This is a genomic window from Thiothrix caldifontis, from assembly GCF_900107695.1.
Classification (GTDB): Bacteria; Pseudomonadota; Gammaproteobacteria; order Thiotrichales; family Thiotrichaceae; genus Thiothrix; species Thiothrix caldifontis.
The window spans coordinates 43,911-56,115 of the sequence record NZ_FNQP01000007.1; the positions used below are offsets into that span (position 1 = coordinate 43,911).

The following is a 12,205-nucleotide window of genomic DNA, read 5'->3' on the forward strand; positions in this document are numbered from 1 at the left end:
ATAAAAGGATATATTGATGACAGTTCACTGATGTTATTGCTGCAACAGCGAAGATTTAATAGATCTGGTAAGTTTACCAAAGTCAACTCATCAATATTATTAAAGCTACAATCTAATATTAATAAACTGTTTAAATTCATCAGAGATAGTTTTTGTAACGAATTATACCAACAGTAAAGCCTTTCTAAGCGAGAAAAGTTATTCAGAAACGAGAGGTCGCTAACATTGTTACCACTACAATCCAGCTCCTGTAAATTTTCCAAGCTCCCCAATATAGACAAGTCATTGATTTTATTTTTATTACAGTAGAAGTGAGTCAAGTATTTTAGGCGAGTAATTTTTTCAGAAATCTTTTCAATCTTCCCCCACTCCATTATCTGATGTATCCAAGAAAATGAAATATCCAGTTTTTCCAGCCACGTCAGCTCAAACACCTGTTCCGGTATTTCTTCCAAACCAAGCCCGCTCAAATCGAGCACGGGCGCACGGGTACGGCGGCATTCTTCGATGCGTTCGAGGGCAATTTCCAACGGAGTCATAGACATGGCGGGTCAGGCATAAGAGATGATGACTGGATAGTAACCGGAACAGCAAGGGCGTTCAAACAAGTGGCACGCTCCTCTTGCTCCGCCCCTGACAAAGGGAAGCTGGGAGGGGTTTCTTCATCAGGGTAGCAATTGTTGATTAAGTGCATTGTTATCTGACAATCATTTAATCTGTCATGTATACTTCCCACACCATAGAATACATATTATTCATAACATTAATCTTAACAAGATTAGCTAAATTTATTTTTGTTAGAATCTGAGGTTTTCTGAATGAAACGTTTAGTTTTACCAGTGTTAATTGGTGTGGTTTTGTCTGGCTGTGCTACTGTGCCCAAACAATCGTTTAACGCAGCGGCAAATACCCACGTGAAAAAAGTTGCCGTTATCGCCCCACAGTCAGTGGAGAACATTGCTGTTGATATGGTATCGCACCCCGGTACATCGTTTGGTTTGGTGGGCGGTTTAGTGGCTGCTGCGGATATGCACGCCAAAACAAGCAGTTACAACAATGCGCTGGGTAGCGCGAAAACCGACTGGAAAAGTTTCTCCCAACAACAGGTGGCTGACGAACTGAAAAAAAAGGGCTATGAGGTTGAAACCGTTGATATTCGTAAAAAAACCGACACGGATTACTTATCTAGCTACCCCAGCACGATGGCCGATGCATTTTTGGATTATCAATTACGTGTTACCCAATTAGCAGCGGGGCCAACCTCGAATTACATCCCAACAACTTCGATGAAAGTACGTTTGGTGGATGCCAAAAACCAAAAAATTCTGTACGAAGAGGCGCTGGTATCAGGCTTATCCAGTGATGCCAGCAATCAGACGATCAGTTTGTCTCCCGCCAACCCACAAGGCTACAAGGATATTGCCGAGCTAACCGCCCATGCACAGGAAAGCACCGCTGCCCTGAAACAGGGTATCCAGCAAATGGCACAGCGTATCGCCAGCGATTTGAAAAAATAACAAGGGAATGCCATGAAAATCATTGAGGTGTTTGCCGCTGTGGCGCTGCTATCCGGTTGTGCGAATGTCGATTACAAAGCCAATTTGCAGCAAGCGAGCGTCTGTTGTAACCAGCTTGCGGATATTCAATATTTGCCGCTGAGTTATGACAAACCGCTGGAAGCTGCTGTTGGCAGTAAGGAAACGCCCGTCCGCTTATTTGATGGCAGTAAAAGTTTCTTCCTCGCTGCGCAATTACCGGCATTTACCGCACCTTATGAAGTACAAATAACCAGTGAACCAGTGGGAACACAATTATTTGCGCCCCAAGGCTTATTGCTGAATGCTAACCATCAAGTAGTGCGCAAAATTCCGGCTTCTGCGTTCCAGTACAGCAATGGTTGGCTCAGCCATAAGTTTTTCCTGAATCGGGATGAAGGGTTACGCTACGTGGTTTTGTATGCAGCACAGGAGGAGGTCGGTAAAGCGCGTGAGCAGCGTCATGCCGCAGTCACCACCAGCCCAATAGTCGCTGGGGCTTATACCTTCCATTACAGTGTAGGAAATGATGTGCAAAACAAAATCACCTCAGCGGAAGGGGGCAAATTGACCCTGAAAGCGGTGACATACCAATTGCGGGATGCCAAGTAAGGCGGAACGGGAACCGCTAACGTGACACGCCAAGGAAGTTATTGGGGGCAACAAAGAATATTTTGCCCCAACACCGCAATCACATCGCCGCCAATGCAGCCAGCAGCCCCACCACCGCTCTTGGTCTCCATTTTTGATGGGGCAGATCATGACGCATGAAATAAGCTATTAGGATGAGTGCGGCTATCGTATTTCCACTACCGATTGACATGATACAGTCTTTTCAAGCGTGGATAGCAGGCCAAAATAAACATTCCGATAATCCACTAAATCTCCGTAACTGCTGAGTGATGCCATGCGTTATCTAAAAACTTGCTTGTTACTGCTGTCATTGTTGTTACTGCTTAGCCCCATGCGCTTACAAGCCTTTGTGGCTCCGGCACAAGTACAAGTCGAAAGCGAGTGGGGGGATGCCAATCCAGATGATGTCAAAGCGGTCTTAAACTCCGTAGTCGAAGCTATTTCACCCTATATGGCAGGGCGTACCTTTGGCAATATCATTGTCAGAAACGACAAGAGCGGCCCTATTTCCCTGTACGAAAAAAGCCCTAACGACGAATACATCGTCTTGTTAAATGTTAATGGGCGTTACTGGGCGCAACTCGCTTACCAGTTTTCCCATGAAATGTGCCACTTAATGTCAAACTATGACCTTGCTCCCAATAACATTACCCGCCAGCAATGGCTTGAAGAATCACTCTGCGAAGCCTTTAGCTTATTTGCTTTGGAAAAAATGGCACAACAGTGGGCAACCGACCCGCCTTACCCGCATTGGCAGGAATATGCTTCCAAGTTTACCGAATACCAGCAAGATATGTTCAAGCAAGCACATCGCCAGCTTCCTAAAAGCATGAAGTTGCCCAAGTGGTATCAGGCGTATGCCAAAACGCTGAGCGCCGACCCTTATGCCCAAGGGCGTGATCTCAACGAACTGGTTGCCAACCAGTTATTACCTATTTTTACAGAACAACCGGAAGCATGGACAACGCTCAATTATTTAAATCTGGGCGATGACAGTGATGATAAGTCATTGCGTAAGTACCTGACAGATTGGGAAAATAACCTCCCATCCAAGTGGCAGCCAACTGTTGAAGAAATTCAGCAAATACTCATAAAGCCTGCACAATAAACCTTTCTTCGGAAAAAGGTTTTTTGACCCATAGAATAATTGTATTATATCCTATATAAAAATCTGAACTTTCAAATACTCTGTCCGTCATAAATAGCAATAACAGTGGATAGGGATATATAGGGTGTACGCGATGAACAAGAAACCTCTGTTGCTTTTATTAGCAATTACCATTTTTATGATCGGTTACTGGATACCGGAAGACCGTCATGTGCCGGTAGCAAGCGCCAAGTCTTATAAGGGCAACCCAACGGTTTACGCCTATAAAGTGGGTGGGTTTGATGCGCACAAAGGCATTAATATTTTTGCTGACCAAGGTGCTCCCGTAGAAGCTGTGACCAGCGGGTTAGTCATCTACAGTGAAGATACAACGCGAGGTGATAATTCTGTGTGGGTTTTGGGTGCAAAATGGCGCTTACATCACTATGCCAACTTGGGTACGGTTGCGGTGAAACCGGCTTCTTGGGTTAAAACAGGCGAGAAAATAGGCTCGTTGGGTGCTGCCAAACAAGCTAAATCTGCTGCTAACTTGTATTACTCTATCCGCAGTCTGCCACCATTAGTAACTGGCTGGAAAGCCGAACAACCATTAGGTTTGGATCAAGTCTTTTACGTCAATCCCCACGAATTTTTAACAGACTACCAAAACGACTTAAAACCAACCCAATAAAAATGTGTTTTCTCTCTCCATCTGCTGAGCCAAACGGGTTTTGATCATCGACAGTCGCCTTGATGGGCTTAGGTGACAGTAGTGTGGTGTTTTGCTCTACCTACGAGGGTGCTACAATCTTTCCCCTATTCGCGGGTGCAGCCGTGGGGCGACCCGTATTCCTTGTTTGACGGAGTTTGTGATGGTAAAGGTTGGTTTTGTCGGTTGGCGCGGTATGGTCGGTTCGGTACTGATGGAACGGATGCGTGCGGAAAACGATTTTCAGGGCTTTGAGCCGGTATTTTTCACCACCTCGCAGTCCGGCAAGCCCGGCCCTGATGTCGGCATGGGTGCAAAACCGCTTGAAGACGCGATGAATATCGACAAACTGGCGGAAATGGACATTATCCTCTCCTGCCAAGGCGGTGATTACACCAATGCGGTGTACACCCCCCTTCGCGCTCGCTGGAACGGCTACTGGATTGACGCAGCTTCCACCCTGCGCATGGCAGATGACGCGATCATTGTGCTCGACCCGGTAAACCGTAACGTGATCGACGCGGGCTTGCAAAGCGGCGTCAAGAATTACATCGGCGGCAACTGCACCGTTTCTCTGATGCTGATGGCCTTGGGTGGCTTGTTTGAAAAAGGGCTGGTCGAATGGATTAGTTCCATGACTTATCAAGCTGCTTCCGGTGCGGGCGCGAAAAACATGCGCGAATTGCTCACGCAAATGGGTGAATTGAATGGCGAAGTCGGCGATTTGCTGGCAGACCCAGCCTCTGCGATTCTCGACATTGACACCAAAGTCACCGCGAAATTGAATGACGGCACGCTTTCCACCGCGAACTTTGGCGCACCGCTGGCAGGCAGCCTGATCCCCTGGATCGACAAGCTGTGGGAAAATGGTCAAACCAAGGAAGAGTGGAAAGGCATTGCCGAAACCAACAAAATCCTCGGCAAAACCGCTGCGAACCTCATCCCCGTGGATGGTCAGTGTGTACGAATCGGCGCAATGCGTTGCCATTCGCAAGGTTTCACCATCAAGCTTACGCAAGATTTGCCACTGGCTGAAATTGAAAGCATTATCGCCAGCCATAACGAGTGGGTTAAGGTCATTCCGAATGACAAAGAAGCCACCTTACACGGTCTGACACCAGTACAAGCCTCTGGCACGTTGACCATTCCGGTCGGGCGTATCCGCAAAATGAACCTAGGGCCGGAATACCTCACTGCCTTCACCGTCGGTGACCAATTGCTATGGGGTGCGGCTGAACCGGTGCGCCGGATGCTGAAAATTGCACTGGAACACATGAGCAACGCTTAATAACTAGTGGAAACCCTAAGCATCTCCTGTTAGTTCTTATGAGTAATGTCATGATTTATCTAGGCTTAATCACCTATGATTTACAGGAGATTAAACACCAAGCAAAGTATCACTACAGGAGGCTGTCCCCATGATTTCATACATGGAGCTCAATGAGCAAAACCACAAAATTACTGAACTGTCCAATGTGTTAAGTTACCTGATTAACGAACGTTCCATGTGTGATACCGAAGTATCCTGTGAGTTGTTTTTCCGTTATGTTGAGCTGGTAAAAGAGCACTTGGAAACCGAAGAGCGCGAGTTATACCAGTTGTTATTAATGGACAGCGACAACGATGCCCGCAATACCGGGCGCAAATTCCTGTCCGGTTCGGGCGAAATCAAGCGGGTCTTCGGGCAATATTTGAAACGCTGGTGCAAAGGCAAAGAACTGCGCATTCGCGATCATGAAGCGTTTATCCGCGATACCCGCGAGATTTTTGCGCTGGTGATTCGCCGCATTGACGACGAAATCGTGCATTTATACCCGACGTTATTGCACAACGGGTATTTGCCGATGAAGGCGCAAGCGGCTTAATGATAGGTGTCGGTGAGGGGGCTTTCCCCTCACTCGGTTGTCCATTTAAATGATAACGTGCCAATCACCAGAAACAGCGCTGCCATTGCTACCAATACCAGTAATTGCACACCAATGTCCGCCAAGCCCGCCCCATCCAGCATAATCGCCCGCGCTGCACTGAGGATGTGGGTCAATGGTGACAGTTGACTCACCCATTGCATCACTGGGTTAGTGCCTTCCATCGAAAACCATACCCCCGACAACACCATCATTGGCCAAGTCAGCAGGTTGAGTAAACCGCCCGCCAATTCCTCGCTGCTCACCCGTGCGGCGACCACCAAGCTCAGCGCAATCAGGGTAAACGCCCCCAATACCAGCACCAATAACAAATTCCAATAACTGCCTTCCATCGTGAAATGCATGAACAGGTTAGTGCCGGTAAACACAATCGTGGTCACGACGACGACCAGTGCCAAACGTGAAGCAATTTGCGCCAATAGGAATTCAGTGGCACTCAAAGGCGTGGCATTCAGGCGTTTCAAATAACCGCTTTTGCGGTAGCGCACGATCACAAAGCCCACGCCAAACAAGCAACTGAACATCAGGTTCATCCCCAAAATGCCGGGAACCACCCAATCGACGTAGCGGATTTCTGCACCCTGCACACTTTGTGGCTGCAACGCTGTACCGCCGCTGTGTTGCAACAGCTTTTCCAGAAAATAACCGTTTTGCGAATCGCTATTGATCCAATACCGGGCGGATTCGTCACGTAAATCCAGCAGCATATCGACCTGATGCCGCCCGACTTTGCGCACGGTGGCATCCACCGCATCCGGCGTCACCTCATAAAACTCAACGTGTTCGGTGTGCAGAAACGGGTGTTCAGCACTTTGAGCGACCACCGCGACTTTGAACAGTGGCTGCCCATCCCCCGAAAACACAAACGCCAAGCCAAATACCAGCGCGATTGGCAAAATGAAATTCCAGCCGAGGGTGGAACGATCGCGCAAAAATTCCAGAGAGCGAGCGTAAAACGTTGCCCAAATACGCTTGATCATGCGCGTAACTCCTTGCCGGTAAGCGCCAAAAACAGGTCTTCCAAGGTGCGGGGGCGTACTTGCAAACCCGCCAAGGATGCGCCGTGATGGATCAGCAATCCCAAGGTGGCATTCACGTCTTGGGTGATTATTTCCACCGTGCCGGTCACTTTATCCAGATAACGGTGCGGAATGATTTTCGCCGCCTCCGGGAAATCGCGTTCGGGCAATTCGATAATCACGTCTTGGAAATGCGTTGCCAGCAAGGTATCGGGCGAACCGTGGGCAATGATTTTGCCGTGATCCATGATCACGATTTCGTCACACAGGTTGTACGCCTCTTCCATGTAATGCGTGGTCAGCAACACCGTTTTGTGACGGGCTTTAATCTTGTTGACCAGCTCCCAGAAGTTGAGGCGGGCTTGCGGGTCGAGTCCGGTGGTGGGTTCGTCGAGGAATACCACATCGGGGTCATTCACCAGCGCTAAGGCCAGCAACATGCGTTGGCGTTGCCCGCCAGAAAGTTTGCTGGCATCACGGTCGAGGTAATCTTCCAAGCGGCAAATCGCCACCAATTCGTCCAGCGGTAAACTGTGCGGGTATAAGCTGCTAAAAAATTTGAGGTTTTCACGTACCGTGAGGAAGTCTTGCAAGGCGGTGGACTGAAACTGAATCCCTGCTTCTTGGCGAAAGCGTGCGCCTTGTATCTCGCCTTTGTAACGAATTTCGCCCGCAGTGGGTTTGGTAATGCCTTCGAGCATTTCGATAGTGGTGGTTTTACCCGCGCCGTTTGGCCCTAGCAAGCCAAAGCAAATGCCGGGGCGCACCGCGAAGTCGATGCCATTCACGGCATTTACGCCGGGGTAGTGTTTGTGCAGATCGCGCACTTCCAGAATCGCTTGCGTCATTTGCTTGATAACTCCATTTTCCACAACAAGCCCATGCCGACCACCATAAAGGCGGCTGCCATTAACAAACCGCCTTGGTAACTGCCGGTCGCTTCGGCAATGTAGCCGGTAATCGCGGGGGCGACGATTTGCGCCACGCCGTAACTCAAGGTCAGCCGTGCCATCGCTTTGGCAGGGTTGGCGGGGTAATAACGCCCGATGACCGTCAAGGTTAGGCTGACAATGCCGATAAAGGTTGCACCATACAGCGCGGCACTCAATACCGCTAGTAACGGATGCTGGGATAATGCGGGCAATAAAATCGACACGATTTGCCCCGCAAAGGCCAATTGCAAAGCTCGCATGTCACCCACCCGCCGCGCCACCCGATCCCACACAAAACAGGCAGGCGTGGCGGCAAGCCCCACCAATACCCATGTCCAGTTTCCCCAGCCCGTTAATGCCGGAATTTTTTCCACCATTGCCACGGTGAAGGTGGCACTGACCACAAAGCCCACACCTGCGCAAAAATACATCGCCACCATCAGCAGTAACCAGCGGCGTGAAGGCGGCGTTTGGGTGTGGGTGGCTTGCGCCGTTGTTGGAAGCGGTTCGGGCAACCATAACCAAGCGGGAATAAACAGCAGAGCCGCCAGCAGACTGAGCGTCCACCATTGCTGCGCCCAATCCAGCGCCAAGGCACTCATGGCAACCGCCACTAACCCGGACACCAGAATACCACCGCCCAAGCCGCCGAAATGGATGCCAAGTTCGGGGCGATGTCCGTTACGCATTAACCAGTTCAGCATTAAGCCCGAACCGATCAGCAAGCCTGCGGCACTGCTCAAACCCGCGATGTAGCGCAAAATCGACCACAGCACCATGTCTTGCGTCAGCGCCATGCCTGCAATGCTCAATACGCCAATGACCAAGCCTGCGCGGTATAACTGGTATTTGGTGTGCAAGCTGCTGATGGAGGCGGCGAGTAATGCGCCACTCATATAGCCCATGTAATTGAAGGTGGCAAGCCAGCCGCCTGCGACTTCGGTGAGCCAGGTTTCTGCCCGCATTACCGGTAGCAATGGGGTGTAGGCAAACCGCGCTAATCCCACGGTGAGGATCAGGCTGCAAATGCCTGCCAGTAATACTTTTCTTGTGTCTGTCGAACGCAGCATACCCGCACCTGATCATTGTGATTGGCCAGCGCGGATAATGGCACAAAATATTGTTGCAGTGCGCTATTATTTGCTGTCCAAATGTTGAGGGCAGGCCATCAAGTGATCGAGTTTTGTGATAAGGCGCTGGCATTGCAAGGTTTGTCGTGCAGCCTGACCTTTATTGGCGCGGATATTTGCACGGATCTTTTCAATAGCTTGCTCTATCTGATGGCAGATTAATTCAATTTCTTGAGAAGAATTGTCGATAGAGATAACAGGTGGTTTTTCAGGAACATTATCTGACGGTAATTGTTCAGTTCCTGTTTCTGCTTCTTGAGGAGGAATCTGAACAATTACATCTGACCCACGCTGGATTGATTTTTTTCGAGAAAAAATCAATCTATAAAGCCATTGAAAAAAAGCACTCATTTTATTGCTTCCTTTATGCTATTTCTACCTCAAGAATAGAAGCAAGTCTTGCCAGTTTTGATTTCAATACTTGCTGATTTCTTTCGATATTGTGAAGAGAGCTTCTGAGCATTTCTTCTTCTGCCTTTAGCTTTATGGCTTTAGAGCGACTATAGAGTTCGTCTGCATCATGTGCAGTATTGTTATTAATGCCTTGACCTAAGTTTGATACTAGGCGGCTAATCACTTCACGATGTTGATTAATAAAATCATTATTATCAATTTCTGGGGAGATTTGCTCATTAATCAAGCTGATTTCATTTTGTAAAGAACTCACGTCCTGTGATTTTTTACATTTTTCAGTCTCAAGCGAAAAATAATGCTGCAAAATGGAATCGACTACATTTTTAATTTTAGCTTCATCAGGTTCAGCTACTGCAACAAGTTCAGTTACAGCGAAAGGTTCAGCTACTGCAACAAGTTCAGTTACAGCGATAGGTTCAGCTACTGCAACAAGTTCAGTTACAGCGACAGGTTCAGCTACTACAACAAGTTCAGTTACAGCGACAGGTTCACGGCTTAGCATAGCTCTGACTAAGGCTTGTTGTCGGTCAGAGAGTGAAAATTGCCATGAAGGTTTAAAAAAACGTTTTAGTTTGCTCTCAAGATCCATATCATTAACATCATTAAGTAGGTCTAACTCATCTTTAAATAAAGTGTGCAGCTCGGAAATATATCCATTGCTTTTCTGAATGCTATGCTCATGCAACTGCTGCTTAGTAATGTTTGTAAGTGCAATAGCTCCCGCTAGAGGAAAAACAAGTCTTCCTCGATATGGACTATTGTCAGGATTAACCAGTTCTCTAACGTTTAAATCATTAAGCAGCTTATCTCGTAACCGATAAAGGTAGTTATTACTTTGCTTAATTGGATGCGTTACTGGTTTTGATTCACCTAAGTGTTCATGCCTGTTTTTTATATTGAGAATATTCTGATCTCCATTGATAATAGTGGAGATATTCCAAGATTTGACCTCGATAATCAATATTCCCAGCCTTGGCGAAAAAACAATGAAATCTGGTCGTCTGTCTTGAACATCAAGTTCATGGCATACAATACAATCATCAGGTAGTTTTTTAAGTAAGTTAAAGATTTTCTCTTCCCCGTAATTTCCGTTAAAGCAAGGGGATTCTGGTATAAAAACTGGCATATTAAACCTCCTTGTCGATTAGGTTTTCATTGATAACGTCATTGATGAGTTTGGTTTTTTCTTCAAGAGAAATGCCTGCCTTTATATTTTCAACAAGGCTCTCAAGTGCTATTGCATATTTAACTTTTATTTCAATGAAATCAACTTCGTCTTTCAATGTTTTAGTAGCGACAAGCCCATTTTCTAACTGATGAGCTTTTATCAGTGAAAATGCATCTTCAACTTTATGAGTCACAATAGCATGATGTTTGGTATCAATGGTCGTGATAACCTTATCTACTTCAGCATTAACAGTCATTTCATCAGGTATATCATTATCATAACTGGTTGGATTTTGATGCTCTAAAAGGCTGTAATATTCCTTGATGTCTTGACGGTATTGCTTTATTGCGTTTCTTAGGTTTTTTCTGGATACTTTATTTTCAGATGATTGGCTAATCAGTGTATCAATGGCTTGTTTTATTTTTGCTTCAACGCTGTCCGGGTTTTGTTTAATGAAATCATCGAAGTTGAACTCTACTGCTTCTTCACTTAGTGTTTCTTCGTTTGAAGTTTCTTCTTGCGCTATTTTAGATAACTGTTTCGAGTTCTTTTTAAGTTCGCTAAAAGCAAATTTAGCCTTCAGCGTATCGGCTTTCCAAGTTTGGAATGTGTCATGATTGCCGACAAATAAGAGTATTTTCTCTTGGTCTTGGATGGCGACCACAAGACGGCATGACTTTGGTAAATCATACACATTGTATAATTTTCCTGAGATGCCTTGAATAGTGACGGTGTTTAACTTATCAATAATAAGTGCATCATTAAAAACATCACTTTCTTGTGATTTTGCCATAATGGCTAAGGCAACCATTGCAGCACGACGGTAATCGCCATCTTTTTGGTAAAGCTTATGAATAGAATGGATAAAACCATTATGCTTATAATAGATCATTGGGGTGACACTCATTTTTATAAACCTAAAGCCATACTGGGGAATATGACCTTAGGTTGAAGTTAACAATATGATCTGCTTAACGATGGCAGATTGTATTTTCAACAAGACAGAAAATTATCGCTGATTGATAATTTCTTCAATTTCCATGATTCTTCTGCGATCTTCTTGTTCACTAAGTGCACGTTGACGCATTCTTTCTCTAATCTCCTCAAAGCCTGAAATTCTAACTCTAACGTCTTCTGCAACTTTTTGGCGTTTATTCCATTCGGAACAGGTGATGGAGAATTTTTCAATGATATTGGTATAATCAAATTGTAAAGATAATAAATCAGCATCGCGTTTGAGGTTTCGCAGGTACATTTCAGCAATGTTTTTGTTGGTGCGAATATTTTTTCCGATGTCAGCAGCATGAGCCTTAATATTCTCACAAGTATCGGTTTCAATATTGGTGTAAATGGTTTCTATATCATTTTTACAGTCATGACTAAAAGCAATATTATTTTTTATTGCTTTTATTTCTTGCTTTTTTTGATGACAAGCTTTGTAAAGGGCGTGGCATTCAGCTTTAAGGTTTTCGACGTTTCTGATCTCAGATTGAAACCAGTCTTCTTTTTCCTTGAGAGCGCTATCATCAATAATGACACCTAAATCTTCTGGTTCATTTGGCTCATCTGGAAAATATTCTTCATCAAAGTTAGTTAAATCAATATTGTCCTCTGGACTGGACTGGACTGGACTGGACTGGACTGGACTGGACT

13 protein-coding genes and 1 pseudogene are annotated in these 12,205 nt (G+C 46.1%); 6 read left to right on the forward strand and 8 right to left on the reverse strand.

Annotated features, from left to right (window positions below):
- Nucleotides 1-209 precede the first annotated feature (209 nt).
- Nucleotides 210-545: pseudogene (locus BLV87_RS20025) on the reverse strand (leucine-rich repeat domain-containing protein); the annotation flags it as partial.
- A 273-nt stretch (nt 546-818) separates the two neighbouring features.
- On the opposite strand from BLV87_RS20025, the gene BLV87_RS07250 reads away from it, so the two are divergent.
- The 6 genes from BLV87_RS07250 (at nt 819) to BLV87_RS07275 (ending at nt 5,829) form a co-directional block, all read left to right on the forward strand.
- Nucleotides 819-1,517 carry a hypothetical protein gene (locus BLV87_RS07250; RefSeq protein ID WP_093066922.1) on the forward strand — a complete coding sequence of 233 codons (699 nt, stop codon included), beginning with the start codon at nt 819-821 and terminating at the stop codon, nt 1,515-1,517.
- A gap of 12 nt (nt 1,518-1,529) precedes the next feature.
- A complete protein-coding gene (locus tag BLV87_RS07255; protein WP_093066924.1) occupies nt 1,530-2,147 on the forward strand; it encodes a MalM family protein in 618 nt (205 codons plus the stop codon).
- 295 nt (nt 2,148-2,442) lie between these two features.
- Nucleotides 2,443-3,276: a hypothetical protein gene (locus BLV87_RS07260; protein ID WP_093066926.1), complete on the forward strand. Its 834-nt coding sequence runs from the start codon at nt 2,443-2,445 to the stop codon at nt 3,274-3,276.
- A 133-nt stretch (nt 3,277-3,409) separates the two neighbouring features.
- Nucleotides 3,410-3,946, forward strand: a complete 537-nt coding sequence (locus BLV87_RS07265; RefSeq protein ID WP_093066928.1) for a M23 family metallopeptidase — start codon at nt 3,410-3,412, stop codon at nt 3,944-3,946.
- 181 nt (nt 3,947-4,127) lie between these two features.
- Nucleotides 4,128-5,252: an aspartate-semialdehyde dehydrogenase gene (gene asd / locus BLV87_RS07270; protein ID WP_093066930.1), complete on the forward strand. Its 1,125-nt coding sequence runs from the start codon at nt 4,128-4,130 to the stop codon at nt 5,250-5,252.
- 130 nt (nt 5,253-5,382) lie between these two features.
- Complete coding sequence (locus BLV87_RS07275) at nt 5,383-5,829, forward strand: hypothetical protein (protein WP_093066932.1); 447 nt, start codon at nt 5,383-5,385, stop codon at nt 5,827-5,829.
- Nucleotides 5,830-5,858: 29 nt separating this feature from the next.
- Here BLV87_RS07275 and BLV87_RS07280 read toward each other — a convergent pair whose 3' ends face one another.
- From BLV87_RS07280 to BLV87_RS07310, 7 genes are all read right to left on the reverse strand, one after another.
- Nucleotides 5,859-6,869 (reverse strand): ABC transporter permease, encoded by a 1,011-nt coding sequence (locus BLV87_RS07280; RefSeq protein ID WP_093066934.1) that lies wholly within the window; start codon nt 6,867-6,869, stop codon nt 5,859-5,861.
- The gene (locus BLV87_RS07285) at nt 6,866-7,756 is read right to left on the reverse strand and encodes an ABC transporter ATP-binding protein (RefSeq protein ID WP_175517872.1); all 891 of its coding nucleotides are present in this window, start codon (nt 7,754-7,756) and stop codon (nt 6,866-6,868) included. The genes BLV87_RS07280 and BLV87_RS07285 overlap by 4 nt, the downstream gene beginning before the upstream one ends.
- Nucleotides 7,753-8,910 carry a YbfB/YjiJ family MFS transporter gene (locus tag BLV87_RS07290; protein WP_093066936.1) on the reverse strand — a complete coding sequence of 386 codons (1,158 nt, stop codon included), beginning with the start codon at nt 8,908-8,910 and terminating at the stop codon, nt 7,753-7,755. Before BLV87_RS07290 ends, BLV87_RS07285 begins: the two co-directional genes overlap by 4 nt.
- Before the next feature lie 66 nt (nt 8,911-8,976).
- A complete protein-coding gene (locus tag BLV87_RS07295) occupies nt 8,977-9,321 on the reverse strand; it encodes a hypothetical protein (protein ID WP_093066938.1) in 345 nt (114 codons plus the stop codon).
- A gap of 13 nt (nt 9,322-9,334) precedes the next feature.
- Nucleotides 9,335-10,510, reverse strand: a complete 1,176-nt coding sequence (locus BLV87_RS07300; RefSeq protein WP_093066940.1) for a nuclease-related domain-containing protein — start codon at nt 10,508-10,510, stop codon at nt 9,335-9,337.
- A gap of 1 nt (nt 10,511) precedes the next feature.
- Entirely contained in the window at nt 10,512-11,459 is a 948-nt protein-coding gene (locus BLV87_RS07305; protein WP_139282135.1) for a hypothetical protein, read from the reverse strand.
- Nucleotides 11,460-11,561: 102 nt separating this feature from the next.
- A partial coding sequence (locus BLV87_RS07310; protein WP_217629954.1) for a hypothetical protein occupies nt 11,562-12,205 on the reverse strand: 644 nt, incomplete at its 5' end.